The 17462-nt window shown below is 43.6% G+C and carries 10 protein-coding genes; 5 read left to right on the top strand and 5 right to left on the bottom strand.

Going from position 1 to position 17462, the window contains the following annotated elements; genetic code table 11:
• Positions 1 to 38: 38 nt before the first annotated feature.
• Positions 39 to 1325 (bottom strand): rhodanese-like domain-containing protein, encoded by a 1287-nt coding sequence (locus AACQ93_RS18895; RefSeq protein ID WP_064607746.1) that lies wholly within the window; start codon positions 1323 to 1325, stop codon positions 39 to 41.
• A 156-nt stretch (positions 1326 to 1481) separates the two neighbouring features.
• Here AACQ93_RS18895 and AACQ93_RS18890 point away from each other — a divergent pair, with 156 nt between their 5' ends.
• From AACQ93_RS18890 to AACQ93_RS18880, 3 genes are all read left to right on the top strand, one after another.
• Positions 1482 to 2357 carry a hypothetical protein gene (locus AACQ93_RS18890; RefSeq protein WP_064607744.1) on the top strand — a complete coding sequence of 292 codons (876 nt, stop codon included), beginning with the start codon at positions 1482 to 1484 and terminating at the stop codon, positions 2355 to 2357.
• 761 nt (positions 2358 to 3118) lie between these two features.
• Positions 3119 to 3973 carry a hypothetical protein gene (locus tag AACQ93_RS18885; protein ID WP_064607743.1) on the top strand — a complete coding sequence of 285 codons (855 nt, stop codon included), beginning with the start codon at positions 3119 to 3121 and terminating at the stop codon, positions 3971 to 3973.
• 15 nt (positions 3974 to 3988) lie between these two features.
• Positions 3989 to 7669 carry a zinc-dependent metalloprotease gene (locus AACQ93_RS18880; RefSeq protein WP_064607741.1) on the top strand — a complete coding sequence of 1227 codons (3681 nt, stop codon included), beginning with the start codon at positions 3989 to 3991 and terminating at the stop codon, positions 7667 to 7669.
• Positions 7670 to 7764: 95 nt separating this feature from the next.
• Here AACQ93_RS18880 and AACQ93_RS18875 read toward each other — a convergent pair whose 3' ends face one another.
• A complete protein-coding gene (locus AACQ93_RS18875) occupies positions 7765 to 9396 on the bottom strand; it encodes a methyl-accepting chemotaxis protein (RefSeq protein ID WP_064607739.1) in 1632 nt (543 codons plus the stop codon).
• A gap of 391 nt (positions 9397 to 9787) precedes the next feature.
• Positions 9788 to 11557 carry a methyl-accepting chemotaxis protein gene (locus tag AACQ93_RS18870; RefSeq protein WP_232323359.1) on the bottom strand — a complete coding sequence of 590 codons (1770 nt, stop codon included), beginning with the start codon at positions 11555 to 11557 and terminating at the stop codon, positions 9788 to 9790.
• A gap of 775 nt (positions 11558 to 12332) precedes the next feature.
• Here AACQ93_RS18870 and AACQ93_RS18865 point away from each other — a divergent pair.
• Positions 12333 to 14408 (top strand): methyl-accepting chemotaxis protein, encoded by a 2076-nt coding sequence (locus tag AACQ93_RS18865; RefSeq protein WP_064607737.1) that lies wholly within the window; start codon positions 12333 to 12335, stop codon positions 14406 to 14408.
• Positions 14409 to 14487: 79 nt separating this feature from the next.
• Here AACQ93_RS18865 and AACQ93_RS18860 read toward each other — a convergent pair whose 3' ends face one another.
• On the bottom strand, positions 14488 to 15090 hold the full coding sequence (locus AACQ93_RS18860; protein ID WP_064607736.1) for a LysE family translocator: 603 nt from the start codon (positions 15088 to 15090) through the stop codon (positions 14488 to 14490).
• Between the two features lie 165 nt (positions 15091 to 15255).
• Here AACQ93_RS18860 and AACQ93_RS18855 point away from each other — a divergent pair, with 165 nt between their 5' ends.
• Positions 15256 to 16617 (top strand): aminotransferase-like domain-containing protein, encoded by a 1362-nt coding sequence (locus AACQ93_RS18855; protein WP_064607735.1) that lies wholly within the window; start codon positions 15256 to 15258, stop codon positions 16615 to 16617.
• A 119-nt stretch (positions 16618 to 16736) separates the two neighbouring features.
• Here AACQ93_RS18855 and AACQ93_RS18850 read toward each other — a convergent pair whose 3' ends face one another.
• A complete protein-coding gene (locus AACQ93_RS18850) occupies positions 16737 to 17462 on the bottom strand; it encodes a glutathione S-transferase family protein (protein WP_064607733.1) in 726 nt (241 codons plus the stop codon).

Here is a 17462-nt window from a genome sequence, read left to right as displayed (position 1 = left end):
CTTTGCGCTCCTTCCAGTTATCTTTTCGCTTGAATGAGTTAAATGTTTTTCTTCGGCTCACCAGTGGCAGTCGGATTGGCAGGATCACCGCTCCATTCATACCAGCCACCATCAAACACACTGATGTCTTTCCAGCCCATCACATAGGTGTAGAAGAAAGTTTCAGAAGCTCGCCATCCGGTACCGCAGTAGAAAGAGACTTTCTGATCTTTATTGATTCCCCATGGCTGCCAATAACGCATCATGACACTTGGGCTGACCATAGTCTGATCCGGATTTCGAAAATCCTCCAGGTGCAATGAGTCAGAACCAGCATGCCCCCATTTAGAACCGACAATCCGACCTTTCGGCTTGATGTAGGTATAACCGCTGATCTTACCGATATACTCATCCCAGGTACGGATACTCACCAGTGATTTATGCTCAGGATCAGCCAGAATATCTCTCGCTTCCGGCACATCAATGATGTACTGAGGATTTGCCGGAATCTGTTTACCAAAATCAACCGGTTCAGCATGGTTGCGCATCGGTTCTGTCTGATAGCCAGCATCAACCCAGGCAGTCCAGCCGCCATTGAGTAACCGCACATCCTTAACCCCTGCGTACATCAGAATATTAGCTGCGCGAGCTGCCGGAATATTATCTCGGCCATACAAAATTACGGTTGTATCAAAGCGAATACCCAGGTTTCTGATCGTTTCTGCCAGCTTTTTATCATCAACCTTATTCCACAATGGTTCTGATTCGATATCGTTGGTATTGAGGTACTGAGCAGAAGGGATATGTGAGACCAGATATTTTGTCGGCGGACCATATGCCACTTCCACAATTGCATAGCCTTTATCCGGTGAAAAACTGACTTCCTGACCGTCAACCAGTTGCTTCAACCATGATGCAGGAACCAGTTGCTGATAGTTTTCCAATGCTTCAAGTTCGCCTTTATAGGCGGTTACATCCTCTTCGATGAGCCCGATATTCTTCATTCCCGCCTGAGCCAATCTCTGTTGCAGCTGCTGTGCTTTATCGGCTTCGCAATACAGAAAAGTGCTCTTATCCATTTGAATACCATGCTTATCAAGCAAAGTGGCAAAATCGTCTGTATTGAGTGAATCCAGCCAATCAGCATCAATATTGAACGCGCCCGGATAATGGCCTCCACGACTCTTGTCTGCTTCCGGCCAACCGTTGTAATGATTACTGGAACGGCAATCAATGACCTGATAGTCACTCGAACTCAGTTCGGCCAAATCATTGAAGCTTGCAGACATCGCCGGATAAGAAAAAATTGCAACAGAAGACAACATTAACAGTCTGTTTTTTAACATAATAAACCGCCAAATATAAAATTGATGGCATATATTACCTTATCGATATCATGGTTTATTGCTCGGTGATCACACTCCCTGAATTCCCAAAAGCTGCCATACTCTGAGCTTATATAATTAAAAATATTTATTATCACGGTTACAGGTGTGTTGCGTATGTCTGTCCAGCAAATCTTGACTGCCCGACTAAATATCTCATCAATACTGTCAACAACAATCACAGCCATTGTGCTGACAGGCTGCAGTTCATTTTCAGACTCAGATTACAACATGCACACTTACCGCTTCCACGATTCAGCCAAAGGCTTTATTAGCCTTAATGACACTCGCATTAACGGTGCAATTGTCGATAAAGGCCTTTTCTACCCTAAAAGCGCCTTCTCATTTACCTACCGTTATTGCGCAAAAAACACACAGAGTGCAGCCGCTGATATAGAAGAGTTCGATCTTCTGGCTAAAAGGGTCTGTGATGCTAACCATGGCCAACTAATCCACCAACAAACAGGAACATGGTGTGTTGATGATGCCAATACAGTACAAGAATACCCTTTGTTCTATGCCAAAATTTCAAGGACTGAATTATGGGCAGATTTATGTCTGGATGGCCCTTTTGTCACTCTGAAAGTCATAGAAAATACTGAAGCAAGCCGGGATCAGTGGTTTGAAGCAGCTCAGATTCTGGGCTATCAGCCCTACTCTTCCAACCGCAGATTAGTTGTACCTGACTCAACACACGGACACCTCTACGATGCTCCTAAGGAGCCAGTGGCAACAGAATTCTGGAACGAAGAGAGTGAATATATCTACACCCAAATCGGCGCTGTAGTCTGCCTCTATAACCGACCTGAAGATACTAATATTGGTTACACCTATCGGGGAACGGTTCACAGTGTCGGCAACGGAATGGTGAAAGTCGCCGCAACCACTAAATTGAGAGGCGATATTCGAACAGCCCCGGTATTGGAAGAAGTAGAGTGGCACCGACTGGCCTACATTACCGCCGCTGCCAACTCATGGTTTGTTTGTGGGTAGCTTAGTTTCCACTGCAATAATGTTTCTTTCGTTACTTTCATCCGTAAAATCCGCCATCATCAGCGCCTGACTCAAACACCACTGCTCACAACAAATGAGAATAGCTATCAATAACCAACAAAAAGAATAAGCAACAAAGCGCTATGCATTAATCACGAATTGAGCATTAACTCTAAAAAATAACTCTGCAATATGTTGTCTATTCAGACATATATTCTTAATTCCTACTGTCAGGTTTGTATAAAATAAATTACCTGAAATATTATCCTTAAAATTTATTCCATAAAATCATTATATATTGTTGATTTTTTAATTCACTTGGATTTATATTCAATACTTAATTGTAGGACGAAACATAAAAGGATTTATGAGAACATGCTTTATAACTCACCTTAATCACTCACCACTTTAATAAAGTGGATAATGTGAAAGGCACAAATAACTGAACAACAATAATAGTCTTATCGGGATAACCTTTAAGAACCAGACTTCTTTTATTTATTCACAAACAATCATCAACAATACCATTAACAAGCAAACCGTTAATTAATGTTGGCTTGTATTTACTATTGCTAAATGCACATAGTCAACTTCAGTTCGGTTAATCTTTTATGGTCCGGGATTATTGTACCTTTAACCAAGGAGAACAACGAAGAGCACCTAACAAAACCAAAGATAAGACACTGATTAAATTAAACAAAAATATTAAAGCCCTCAGTTGCAACTGGCAACAGAGTTGAATTACATTTACAGGAAAATTAATGCAGAACACTGTAGCAGCTCGTGTTCGGTTAATTGCGCTCGCTATTTCTTCGTTAGCATCCATATCAGCAATAGCTAATGAAAATATAGAAAGTACGAATACAAAAGAAGAAACCACCCGTTCAGAATGCTTTTTATCTGATCTTAGTGGCAGTTTAACTTTTGGGTATGACTCAAATCTTTATGATAAAAACGACTATCGTTCAGAACGTAATTTATCATGGGATATGTCACTCAATTATAAAATTGACGACAAGTACAAATTATATTTTGCGACCAGCGCTTACCGAGCATTAGAAGATAAAACAGGTGATTTTTGGAATGACTCAATCATTGGATTAAGCCATGACTCGATTTATTCCTTTGGCGAAACAGGACAAATTGGTCTTGGAGGTCAGTTAACTCTTCCAACGTCTGAAGCATCGCAGGATGATGATCTCATAACAGCAGTACGGATATCTGTTCCGGTCAGTATTGAACTGTGGGGTGCCGATTTATCACTGTCTCCGAGACTCAGAAAGAACTTTCACCGTTATAAAACAGCAGGAGGCCGTTCACTAACAGAATGGATCTACAGCCTGTATCTGGCAGCAGATTATTCGTGGGAAAAACTGGCAACCGGTATTTCATTCCTTGGCGCTAATACCGTGAGTTATCAGGGAACACGACGCAATACTTTTGACTACGGAGCATCAGCCTACATTTCATACCAATTTACAAATGTTATTTCAGGTGAACTCGGAGCCTCCTCATCTGGATTCTATACCGATGCCGAGCGAGGCACATTAGGCGATCTCGATTTATTTGATGCAGATAAAGCCGTTTTCAACGCGAGTGTTAGCTTCACTTTTTAAGGACAAATAATAAGAATGGAACACAACAACGTATTTAATAAACTGGCTCTGGTTACCGCCATCACCACCGCACTAGCAGGTTGTGGTGCTGACAATCAGGCTTATGACACACTAGAAAAGCCAAGTGCACTAATCCAGAAAAGTCAGATCAAAACCGATCAGGTTTATCTGTATATGCCATCAATGGCAAAAGCTCCGGACTATGCCGTAAGTATGGCACCATTTACTCAAGGCCAGGAAAAACTGGTGACGTTACAGTTCGCGGGCAATACAGACAGCAGCGAGAGCGGCGAGCTACAAATCAGAATGCTAAGCCCGGATGTGATCAGCCAGGATGAAATCGATCATAAAGAGCTTGGTCGCTGGACAGACGTTCAAAGCAACCAGCGTCCGATTCTCAGCATTCCCGGCGATTTCGTTGATTACCAGTGTGAAGAAGACGATTACGGCGATTGCACCAACAAAGAAGAAGAAGTTGATAATAACGAAGTGTCCTGGCAGGAACGTAAATTTTTTGTGCCCGACTTCGTCAATGCCACCATTCACGAAAAAAGCTGGGACGATTTCCAGTCATCCTGTTATACCAAATCCGGTGATCCGCACCTTGCCAAAGATCCAAAATCAAACTGGAAAGGCTATGAAGTTACCAAAGACGGCGTAATCAACTTTGAAATTGAACAAGAGTATTCAATTACGAATGACGAAAAATGTCTGTTCGATGCTTTAGGTGATTCCAATCTAGATATGGAAGACCTGTCATTCACCGTCTCTCGGTTCTATTCCCTGGTACCGCTTGATCTTGTTCGCTCACCATCACTAAGTACAGGTAAATCCGATGCCTATGAACCAATTGTTTACCAGAGAGGTGATGAAGATACATTCGGCTTCTTTGCCAATAAGCGAGGCAGACCTGATGTGGCTTATGTCGGCGGACAATTTGATCAGTCTTTTGAATACCTGCACCGATTCAATCCGAAGCTGAAATCTCTCGACTATCACTTATCAGACAGCTTCAACCTGAATGAAGATACCCTTTTCTTCAAACAAATAACGAAAGAAGTGATCGCCAAAATTAACCCTCAACTGAAACGTGTTGGAGTACCGCCAATCAGGCTGATTGAGCCATCAGGCAAGCAACCGGGCGATTTACGTTATAACGTTATCAACTTAATTGATGAGCCTCTAGACAACGGACTGGCCGGATATGGTCCGACGGCAGTTAACCCGCTAACAGGGGAAATTGTCCACGCCCACGTTAACCAATATGCCGGCGTTTTGCGCTCCATCGCAGACAGACTTTGGAACCGAATCGCTACGGACTACAACCAGGGACGAATTGCAGAGAAAATATCAGCTCCTAAAATAAACACTGAAGCAAATGTAACCGGTTCAGAAACCACAAGCAATGAGCTGAATATTGCAGCTTCACCCATTGAGATAAACCCGACGCTGGAAGAGCAGCTCAGCTCAATGCAAATGGCTCAGGAAACCAAAGAACAGGCAATTAAAGCCTATGGCGAAGAGCTGTCTCAAATTGACAGTAACCAGCCAACGGTGAAACAACTAGCGGCACTGCGCGACCTGGAAGCACGTCTTTGGTCTGAAAACAATATGTATTCAGTAAATAATCTTCGTGCCGGTGCAACGCTCAAAACATTACCAACCCGTGTAGGTGACATTACGTTCGACTACAGAGATAAAACACTATGGCGTGATGAAAGTAAAATAGGTGAACCGGGTTACCTTAAAAAATGGGATGAACTACCTGAGAGCCAAAAAGCTAAACTCAGTAAATTCCTTGCCGGAGCCTATTACACGAAAACTCTGGTTCATGAACTTGGGCATAACCTGGGTCTTCGCCATAACTTTAAAGGTAGTAATGATGAAAGTAACTACTTTAAAGAAAGTGAATTGGCAGCTCATGGCCTGAAAACAGTTCCGGGTTACTCTTCTATCATGGACTATAACCCGTCCATGCTGAATGCCCTGCCGGTTTACGGTCCGTATGACCTGGCGGCACTGCGCTTTGGCTATTCTCGTAAAGTAGAAACTAACCAAACAGCAAGTAGCACAACAGATAACACAGCGGGATCTGGTGACGCTAAATCAGGCGTGCAATCGAACTATCTCGACGTTTCACAACTGGATGAAAAGTTGAGAAATGAAGTGTTGAGCGACAGTCCTCAACTTTCAGATGACATTTATGACGGTGTTATCAAAGGGCTGAACCAAAAACTTGCCAATGGTGTAAAACTAAGGGAATTCAAGTTCTGTACTGACGAAAATGTTTCTCTGAATGAAGACTGTAACCGACATGATGAAGGTCGGAACCGTGGGGAAATTGCTGCATTCAAACAGGAACAATACGATGATGAATACTATCAGCGTACTACCCGTGGCATGAAAAAGAACTTCAGCGAAGATACCATCATGTCTTACGCTAACAGCAGAATTTCAACCTTTATGGATTGGCGCAACAGCATTCAGAACTTCGATCGCTGGAGAGAATTCATGTCTGCTAATTTTCAGGATGATTTGATGCGGCTATATGCGTATCAAGCTGATCCCTACTGCAATGATGACAGCAAGGTAACTGAGTTCAGTTATGAAATGTTCTGTGGCTCACCAAAAGCTGTAGACAGTGTTCGCGATAAGTTAGTCGATATATTGCTGACCCCTGAACACACTTGTGAACTGAAAAATAAAGCAGACGAAACTTACAGCTACCGCAGCCTGGCTAAAATCATTGGCGAGTATAAATATCGTGACAACTTCCCGATCAACCATGTTCCGGAATCCTGCTTTGATAAAGGCGTTATCAAAACCCTTGCACAATCAGATCCGAATCTGGTTGTCACCGGCGAAAGCGGTAAGTATCTAAACAGCGGCAGTGCACCTCGCCCGGCACCGGTTAACAACTATAGCAATTACATCGACTATATCGGCCACTGGCCAGATCGATTGGCCGCAGCTGCCACACTGGTTGACCGTATCGGAATGAGAAACTCGACAGAGCGTTCAACTATGGCTCTGTTTGATTTGCCAACAGTGAAAGTAATTAATGGCACACCTCGCATCTATAACACGAAGCAAGCTGTCCTTGATACCATCATCAAAGGAAGTGGGTCATCAAGCTATCCGTTCCGAGATGCTGAAGGCAACTACTATCAGGTTAAAGGTGACTTTACTGCATGGTCATGGGATCAGAAAATTGAGCGCATGCCTCTTTATGGCAGTTACTCAATTCGTGATTACTACGGTTTGCCAAAGTACGAACAGGTTCCGCTAAACAAGGCAATTCTAACTGCAATGGTGAAACATTCAGCCGGCAATATGGTTAACCAGAAAGACGAAGCATTTGCCCGCTCCATCACAATGCGGAGCGAGCCGGGCTGGCAACAAAATACCCTAAGCTATGTTCGCAACAATGGAAAAACCTATTATGCAGCGCCGGACAACGCCTATGCTCAGGATATGATTCTGTTCACCAAGGACATGGACGCCTTATATAACGCCGAAAAGGCAGGAAAAGATCTGTCAAAGGTAGCACTCAATGCTGTTGCTCTGACTGACTATCAGGATCCGGCTAAGAAAGTTCAGATGCTAAAACAATATCTGTACCAGAAGCAAAGCCTGGAAAACCTGCCAGTGTATAACACGAAAGCAACACTGGATGATGATTTACTGAATCATTAAATATCGATTCTGCTGTTAGACAGTAATATGAAATGAAAAAGCCCCGGCTAGCAATGCCGGGGCTTTTTATAACTAATTTATTCAGCAACAAATCATCATCGCAGTTCGAAGAAACGCACCTGCTCTTCTACCTGCTGGCTGACATGATTCATCTCGTTACTGCTGGCAACGGTATCTGAAGAAATCTGGGCAGCTCTGTTAGACAGATCCTGTACCACATGCATATTGGTACTGATTTCAGCGGCTACCGAGCTCTGCTCTTCCGCTGCCGTTGCGATTTGCTGAGTCTGAGCATTTACTTGCTGGATCATCGCCAGGATCTCTTCGATCATCTCATTACTTTCAACAACCCTGCCTTCTGCAGACGTCGCAATTTCAGTACTCTCAGCCATCATACTCACCGCATGCTCACAGGCAGAACTCAGTTGAGTCAGCATGGTCTCAATTTCATTCACTGAAGACTGAGATCGCTGAGCCAGGCTACGAACCTCATCAGCAACAACGGCAAAACCGCGACCCTGCTCGCCAGCACGCGCGGCTTCAATGGCTGCATTCAATGCCAGCAGGTTAGTCTGCTCAGAAATGCCACGGATCACATCAAGAATACTTTCGATCCGGCTGGACTCATCGCGAAGTTGCCCCACTACAGCCGAAGCCTTATCAAGGTTGCTCACCAGCCCCATCACCGCATCTTTAGTTTCATGAGATGATTCAATACCTTTATGAGCCAGTGCAGTCATGCTGTCAGAAGTATGCGCGGTTTCAGAAGTATTATTAGCGATATCTTTACTAGTGATAGTCAGCTCTTCAATTGCTGTCGCAGCCTGAACTGTATTATCAGAAACCTCTGTCGCAACACTTTGGATATGATTATTTGCTTCAAGCAATGTCTGGCTGTTATTCGTTACAACCGTGGTTGAACTGCTGATTGCCGCCAGAGTCTTGTTCAAGTTCTTGATGGTGATGTTCAGGGCATCGCTAAGCTGCGCAATCTCATCACCACCTTCAACATCACAATGGGTCGTCAGCTTGCCTTTCGCAAGGTCATTTGCTGCATCTTTTACCTTATTGATGTTGCGGATCATTTTATTCGAGAACCAGACAGCAACGATGCCGGCTACAGCAAGGGCAATGACCATTGAGATATAGTACATCCAGGTGGCATTATCGATAGCATCAGTCGCATCTTTATACGAAAAATCAGCCGCCTGCTTATTTATTTCTGTCAGCTCTTTGAATTGCTTATCCAGCTCGGTGTAAGAATCACGAAATGCGGCAAACACAGGAAACGGAGCTTTGTGATTCTCGCTGGCCTGCATCGCTTTTACAAAGGCATTGGTCTTATCCTGAAAAGTCCGAATTTGACGCTCCAGCTTTTCGACCAGTGCCATGTCACCATCAAACTCGCGTCTCAGCTTAGTCATCAACTCTGGCGTTTTCTTTGTTGAACGATCAATGTTCGTAATATAACCATCAACCTGATTGGTTAAATTCAACAGATAAGAAATCTGTAAGCCTCTGACATTCAACATAATATCAGTTTGCAGGCTTTTAATATTTTCAAAAGAGATAGTCGCAGAAAAAGTGTGGCTATAAAACTGATTAAAATTACTGGCTACTCGATTGTTTGCTGACTTTATAAATAGTGAGGAAAAAATGAAAATGAAAGAAATGAGAAAAACCAGAAAAAGGAGTTTGGTTTTTATCGATAGCTGTTTTATATTCATATAGCAATAAATCTCTTTTAATTATTATTTATCAAGAAATTACGTAAATAATGCAGGGTAGGTAATTTCTGGACAAATCATTTATCTCGTACTGTTAAACCGTCGCCATTTAACAGACCTGCATAATACATCGCCGCTAGGCTTGGTACAATTACAAGTTTCTTAAAAAGGAAGAGCGACTCAAAACACGAATAACACTACTATAAATAAGAGATTTCAGAATCAGACTCACATTTTTTATTATATTAATAAGGTATTGTTTTAAATATTATTCTCTAAACATAAACAGCTTACACACCTAAATTTACTGATAGGAATACAATTGTTGATATAAAAAAGGCCCGACACCACAGGAAAATGTGACATCAGGCCTTATAACATATTGTTAATATTACAGTTTAAACTTACCCACCACTGATATCAGCTGACTGTTTGCCGCCGCAAGGCTTAGTGTTTCATTCAGTGTCGCTTCTTCATTTTGAGATAATTGACTCACAATGCCTCGTATCTCATTCATATTCTGGGTAATTTCTCCGGCAACAGAGCTTTGCTGCTCTGCAGCTGTCGCAATTTGAGTATTAAGGTCATTCATATGGTTGACCGATTCTGAGATGGTATCAAGATCGCGAGCTACAAGGGATGTCGTTTCAGCAGACTTCTCACACGTCGATTTCGTCGTATCCATTGCTGTAATCGCGTCATTAGAACCGTTACGGAGATTGCTCAGAGTCTGCTCAATTTCACCAGTACTTTCCTGTGTTCTGGCCGCAAGAGCACGTACTTCGTCAGCAACAACCGCAAAACCTCGGCCTTGCTCACCGGCACGGGCAGCTTCAATCGCAGCGTTTAATGCCAGCAGGTTAGTCTGCTCAGCGATTTCACCAATCACTTTCAGAACATTGGTGATTTCCTGGGTGTCTTTTTCAATAGCAGTAATGCTGTCGGATGTTTTTCCTACTTCATCAACCAACTGCGAAACCGTGGTTGTCGCCTGTGTGACCACGTCTTTAGATTCAACAACCTGCGAGTTTGTCTTATGTGTAAACTCAGATGCCTCTGCCGCATTACTTGCCACATCGCTAGCGGTCGCACTCATTTCTTCCACTGCAGCAACAACCTGATCGGTTTCAGAGGTATGAGCAATGAGTACCTGATGATTAACTTCAGTCTGTTTTTTAAGCTCATCAACACTGTGAGAGATATGTTGTGAAGCCTGAGAAACATCACGCATCATTGTTTGCAGGTTCGCAATAAAGATATTTATTCCCTGTGAAATCTGACCAAGATCATCATCACTGGTCACAGGCAAACGACGGGTAAGGTCACCATTCCCCTGAGATAAATCCGTCACCATTTCTTTCAATGACAAGATCGGGCGGTACAGGAAGTTCAGCATAGCCACAACCAATACGATCCCAACAGCTAACATCAGCAACGAGGTGAAAATAGCATTTGTCAGCGCCTTATCCACTTCAGAATAAGCAACTGACTCATCGACACCGATAAACAGATACCAACGCTTACCGTTAACCAGTCTAATTTCACGGGAAAAAGCCACCTTGTTTACACCATTCAGTGTATAAGGCATCGTCAGATCATGATTTGCAGCCACAGCCTGCCACACATTCGCCATGCCCAGACTATCCAGACGAACACCAACCTTCAGGGCTGGAGAGTTGGATGCCAGCGCCATTCCCGACTCGTCTACAATCGAGGTCACAGCACCGGGAAAGTTCACATTCTGGACGGTTTCAGAAAGAATCGACAGCTCAATATCCCCAAGAATTACCCCGTTACTTACACGTTTCACAAGCGAGATAAGCTGCTCACCTGTTCCAGAGTCGGTATAAATGTCTGCTAGAGCCAAGCTGTTAGCCGTCATTCCCTGCTTATACCAAGGACGCACACGAGGGTCGTATTTATCTGTATCTGCAATACCGTTAATCCAGACATCATCGCTTTCATTCATGAAAGCACGGCCGTCATCCAGCCCGAAAACAACATAACTGAATCCAGAGCCCTCAGCCGTTAATTTCGCCAGCTTAACAAAACTCTCCGGAGTCAAGTTCGGATCGTAATTATCAGCAACAGACTGAACAGAGTTAGCCTTATTACTGAACCAGGTTTCGATTCTGTCTGCTTCATAAGACATAGTCGACATTGATTTATCATTCACTGCATTAATCGTACTTTCTTTCAATGAAAGATAAGCAAGCCAATTAGAAGCAAGTAGGCTTGCCGCTACTAATAATGCAACAGATATTATTATTGTTTTTTTAAACCCAAGCGAGTTCATTTATTCAGACCCTTTAATAATGGATATAACTTTATAGGGAAGAAAAGCTTAAAGCTGTATGTCACTCATACCCTAAAGCAACTCATAACAACTCAATATTAATAACTACACGCCTTTGATTGTTCTTATTGGCTATGTATGCAAAAAGTTCGCATAGTCTTCCACCATAGAAGGGCGAGAATTCTAATTAAGACGAGATAAAAAGCAAGGTTAAAGCAGTCAACTTGGTTATAGTTTCACCGCAATTAATAAAAATAACATATAAAAGTTATGTTTCACGATAAATGCACGAGGTGAATCAACTAATTTCATAAAATCGTACCGCAGAATACTGTTAATTTACATGAAGCAAATAAGACACAATAAAGGCGAATATGAAGAATTACTACAGATTAATATCAGTATGAAAATAACAAATAATAGACAATGCATTGCTGAACAATATATTTATAATACAAACGGTATTTCCATTAAGCATTTCTTTAGAGCAAGATCACATTATTTCCGCAACATGTATCATTTAAAATCTGGATTTGCGCGAATTGAGCATTTTATAATTAGTCTGTTTCACCATACCCAAAACATAAGCAACGACACTCATTAAATATTGCACCCCTTATTATTCAGGGATTTGAAGGCCATGAAGTTAACAATAAAGACGAAACTAACTGCACTCTTGTGTATTCCCCTACTCGTTCTGGGGGGATTTTTTATTGCAAGTCAATTAAATACAGAAAAAAACGTCCTGGAAGTTGAAAGTAATAATGTAAAGCGCCAGGTTGCTACATTAATGAATGACAATTTAATGGGTCAGGTTGACACAGTCAGCCGCTCCATTACGGGTTATTACGAGCAATCAAAGCTGGAAAATATTAAAAAAGATCTAGGCACAGAGATCACAACATTTCGTAATACAATTAAGCATATGTATCAGAATAGCAATTCTGTATATGATGCCAAAAACAACATTAACGCTTTTATTAATGAGTATCGCTGGGACAATGGTCGCTATATCCTTGCATATGATGCAGAAACCATTGTTAACGTTGCTAACGGTGTTAATACCGCCATTATCGGTACCAGTTCTTATGACAAAACCGATAAAAAAGGTAACTACTACGCCCGCGATATCGTTAATGCTGCTAAAAATAATGAAATTGGCTTCAGCCAATATTACTTCCTTAACCCTACTACCAACAAAGTTGAAGCAAAGATCACCGCATCTGTCTACTTTGAACCACTCAATCTCGTTATTGCTACCGGTGAATACATCAGTACCCTGAAGCAGAGCAAACTTCAGGCTGCACTAGACACCATCAGCTCCAGTAAATATGGTCAGAACGGTTACTTCTGGGTACAGGATAAAGATGGAAAAATCCTGGCTCACCCGAAAAAAGAAATTATCGGTACTGTCATTCCTTCAACGACATCTCTGATTGCTAATCAGATTCAGGGCAAATCAGATGTTTTCGTCAAAATTGCATTTGAAAACCCAACAACCAAACAAACAGAAAACAAAATGGTCTACGCCAAAAAGGTATTCCCTGAGTGGGGGTGGACCATTGCGACTGGCGCTTATGAAAGTGACATCCTGACTATTCAGAAAGGTCTGACTGACGCTACTCAGGAAATCTTTGATGAAAATGTCAACATGAGCATCACTATTACCGCAATTCTGCTAATTCTGGCAGTGATCATTGCTGTAGCCATTCTGAATGTAATTATTAAGCGTCTGGTGATCCTGAAAGAACGTATCGATACCCTTTCAACCGGCGAAGCTGACCTGACTTCTCGTATTGATGTCACTTCAGACGACGAACTGGGTGATATCGGTAATTCAGTCAACAACTTCATCAAGTACCTTCAGTCCATGATTTTGGAGATCTCTCAGGCTTCAACTCATATCACAGAAGGCATCAAAGAGCTTAACCAGCAGTCTGAACGAAACAATCAGGCACTGGCTAACCACGCATCAGAAACTGATCAGGTTGTCACCGCCATTACTGAAATGAGCTCGACCGCAGAAACCGTTGCCCAGAGTGCGACAGATACAGCATCTAACACTCAAAAAGCCAACGACGAAGCAATGTCATCAAAGACTATCGTTTCTGAGGCATCTAGCAGCGTTATTGCTCTGGTTGATGAAGTCAGCACGGCTTCTACCAGCATTAACACCATGAACGAGAGCACACAGCAAATCGTTAGCGTGCTGGGCGTGATTGGTGAAATTGCCGAGCAAACCAACCTGCTGGCACTGAATGCAGCGATTGAAGCAGCCCGTGCCGGCGAACAAGGCCGAGGCTTTGCAGTTGTTGCTGATGAAGTCCGTTCACTGGCAGCTCGCACCCAGACCAGTACCGCTGAGATCAACGAGATCCTGGCAAAACTACGTGATGATGCCTCAAGTGCTGTAGCTGCTATGGAAGTAACAAAGACCAGCTGTGAAAGCACAGCAGAAAGCACGGCAAAAGTGTCTGACAGCCTGGATGCAATGACCAGCTCAATTGTTGAAATCAACGATCTGAGCTCTCAAATCGCTACAGCCTCAGAAGAGCAAAGCTCTGTGACTGAAGAAATCAGCCGTAACATGAGCAACATTCGCGAGATGGTTTTCGAACTGACTCAAAACAGCCAGGCGACTGTCGACAGCACGCAAAACCTGTCTGCTGCGAACTCCCAGCTAAGTGCTCTGGTAAGCAAATTTAAGTTGCAGTAAGCGCACAAACAGTAACACTGAAACAAACCGCCCTTGCATAAAAACCGCTGAACAGTCAGCGGTTTTTTATTAAAAGATCTTACACTTCAAATGCCGGAATCAATGAAAGCAACGTCAGGGCACCCAAGCATAAATTAAACATCCGCTGCTTTTCAGCCGTGTTTAAATGAGCTTTAATCCAGCTTCCCAAGCATGCCCAGCAACTGTTCGCAAAGAAGCCGAACACCGTAAACACCACAACAATATTCAACACAGATAACCAATATTGCTCCGGCACACTATAACTGGTGACCAAAGCCAGGCTTGCCATCCACGCCTTGATATTACCAAGCTGGAAAACAATTGCTTGCAAAAACGAAAGCGGCGCTCCCCTGCTCTTTGAACCAGACATGCCACTGAGAAAAATCAGTTTTGCCACCAGCCAAAGCATATAGCCCAAACCAGCATAACGAAGTGACTTATAAACTACGGGATGCTGCTCCAGAGCCACCGCCAGTCCACCAGCACAAAACAGAAGCAGGCAAACAATACCGAAGCGAATCCCGACAAGATGCTTCAAAGACTGCCTTATACCAAACTGAGCGCCGGAACTGGCCAGCAGAAAGTTATTCGGCCCCGGTGTTATTGCGGTAATAAAAGCAAACAAACTCATTGCTGGCATTAAATCCCATACTGTTTTCATCCTGATTCCCTGAAATGCTGATACCTGTTTCCAACACAGCGTAACCATGGGAAACGACCAACACCTATTGTTTATTCGTCACCATGACAATTCTTCTGTTTCCTTCTGCCTCTCCCTTATTTATTCTTTAATCAAGAACAAAATGTACCCCATACAAAGGTGACAATGTTTATTCCCGACATCTCCGGCCGGCCGGGGCCTAAATTTCAGGCTTTGGCCGATGCACTGGCTGAAGCCATCGAAAGTAGCGAGCTGAAAGCTAATTCCAAACTACCTCCACAACGCATTTTGTCTTACCGGCTAGGGGTTACTGTCGGCACCATTACTCGAGCTTATCAGGAGCTTGAACGCCGGGGATTAACAGAACCTAAAGTCGGCAGTGGTACCTATGTGAAAGATCGTGAGGCTGAACAGCAGAGCTTCTACAATCCCATCACCACCCGTAGCGGTATTGATCTTGCGGTCTGCCGTCCGCTACTCCTCAGCCAACAACACCATCTCTCAACCGCATTGCAAGAACTGTCTCTTGAACCGGTCGCTCAGAAAGCCGTGCTTGATTATTACAGTGCCGATGGTTTGCTGGGCCATAACCAAATCCTTCAGCAATGGCTAAGCAAAAAGATGCGGAGCGAAATAGACAACCGTCGGCTGCTCTGGACATACGGCGGCCAGCACAGTCTGACAACCATAATTCAAGCCCTGACCCGCCCGAGCGATACCATTCTTGTTGAAGGGCTGACCTATACTGAATTTATCCGCACTTGCCAGCATTCCGAACGCAAACTGGTGCCAGTCCGAATGGATGACCAGGGTATTGATCCTGACGATCTGGAGCTGCACTGCAAAAGACACAAACCACGGCTGCTTTACCTGACACCGGCAATCCAAAACCCGACCGGTATTCAGCTCAACGACAGTCGCCGCCTGAAGGTGATTGAAATCTGCCGACGTTACAAGGTAATGATTATTGAGGATGATGTACTTTACTGCCCGCCAGAAAACCGTACTACGCCGATTGTCACTATAGCGCCGGATATTACCTTTTATGTCGGCAGCTTTTCCAAGTACTTTGCTGGAGGGCTTCGGGTCGGCTATATCGTCATGCCCCTACACTTTAAAAACACCATAGAGAAAGCCCTTCGTGCCAGTTGTATGAATATCAGCCCGCTAATGACAGATCTGGTTTGTCGCTGGCTGAGAAACGGGGCGATGGAGGCTGTCGATAATGAAATTGCAATGGAACTGAAAGCCCGTCATCGACTTTTTAATCAGTATTTCCACCAGCCCAATCCGGCAACTGTTCCGGGATTCAACTGTTGGCTGAAGCTGCCGGTGCCTTTGACCGGATACAGCTTCAGCAAGCAACTAAGTGACAAAGGCGTTGTGGTAAGAGAGGCCGAAATGTTTACCGTGGGACGTTATCCGGCTCCTGCCGCAATCAGGATATCCCTGACAGGACCATCAAGCCGCAATGAACTTAAAACCGGACTGGAGATTATCAAAAACGAAATCCAGCGAAGCAGTTAAAAGAAAGGCTATCCATACCGGTCAATCAGGACGTACGGATAGCCTGAGCACTCAGTGTTTTAACGCAATACGATGCAAAATAATATAATTACAATCGAATATCGTATTTCCTTCCGATATCAACAACAGCTGCTACTGCTACAACGTGAAGCAGACTGGCTACTGCAACTTTCGCCACGGTTACCCAAACCTTCGTCACTGTTGCCGAGATAAGTCGCTTCAGACAGGTAGAAACCGCTAAACACATCTTCAAAATCAGCAGATACAGAACGCTCTGCCAATCCTGTTGCCATTAACGCCTGCTGCCATGCCTTCACTTTCGGAAAATCAGACAGAAAATCATACTTGGTATGCTTCTCAATAATGTCAGCACGATGAAGTAAAGGCAGCCAGGCAATATCAACATTGCTCAGTGATTCACCTTTAAAGTATGGGCCGTCACCGAATACTTTCTCTGCCTTTGCAAAAGCTTTGCTGAGGTTAGCCGATCTTTCTGCCAGGGTTTCACAATCCGGGCTTCTCATTGCGCCGCACTGAACAAGATACTGCTTCGCACCCTGGTAACTCCATGCCCGATCGATTGCTCGCTGTTCTGGCGACACATCGCTCTCAAGCAAACCATAAACCTCATTGATATACTCAACGATGGCTTCTGACTCAAATAACGCAGTACCATTTTCGGTGACCAGAACAGGCACCTGTCCATTAGGAGACAAATCAAGAAACCATTGCGGCTTATCTTTCAGGCTGATGTACTCAATATCATAGGCAATATTCTTCGCTTCCAGTAAAGCTGTTACACGTTGAACAAATGGACAGATTTTAAAACTAATTACTTTGATCAT

This window comes from Photobacterium sp. J15 (assembly GCF_963870815.1).
GTDB classification, from domain to species: Bacteria; Pseudomonadota; Gammaproteobacteria; order Enterobacterales; family Vibrionaceae; genus Photobacterium; species Photobacterium marinum.
Note: the sequence above shows the minus strand (reverse complement) of the source record. Positions and strands in the feature narration are given on the sequence as shown.

What these genes read in the sequence shown, in the direction of transcription:
- AACQ93_RS18895 (WP_064607746.1), bottom strand. Translation starts at nt 1,325, where the DNA reads ATGTTAAAAAACAGACTGTTAATGTTGTCTTCTGTTGCAATTTTTTCT.
- AACQ93_RS18890 (WP_064607744.1), top strand. Translation starts at nt 1,482, where the DNA reads ATGTCTGTCCAGCAAATCTTGACTGCCCGACTAAATATCTCATCAATA.
- AACQ93_RS18885 (WP_064607743.1), top strand. Translation starts at nt 3,119, where the DNA reads ATGCAGAACACTGTAGCAGCTCGTGTTCGGTTAATTGCGCTCGCTATT.
- AACQ93_RS18880 (WP_064607741.1), top strand. Translation starts at nt 3,989, where the DNA reads ATGGAACACAACAACGTATTTAATAAACTGGCTCTGGTTACCGCCATC.
- AACQ93_RS18875 (WP_064607739.1), bottom strand. Translation starts at nt 9,396, where the DNA reads ATGAATATAAAACAGCTATCGATAAAAACCAAACTCCTTTTTCTGGTT.
- AACQ93_RS18870 (WP_232323359.1), bottom strand. Translation starts at nt 11,557, where the DNA reads ATGTCGACTATGTCTTATGAAGCAGACAGAATCGAAACCTGGTTCAGT.
- AACQ93_RS18865 (WP_064607737.1), top strand. Translation starts at nt 12,333, where the DNA reads ATGAAGTTAACAATAAAGACGAAACTAACTGCACTCTTGTGTATTCCC.
- AACQ93_RS18860 (WP_064607736.1), bottom strand. Translation starts at nt 15,090, where the DNA reads ATGAAAACAGTATGGGATTTAATGCCAGCAATGAGTTTGTTTGCTTTT.
- AACQ93_RS18855 (WP_064607735.1), top strand. Translation starts at nt 15,256, where the DNA reads ATGTTTATTCCCGACATCTCCGGCCGGCCGGGGCCTAAATTTCAGGCT.
- AACQ93_RS18850 (WP_064607733.1), bottom strand. Translation starts at nt 17,462, where the DNA reads ATGATCAAAGTAATTAGTTTTAAAATCTGTCCATTTGTTCAACGTGTA.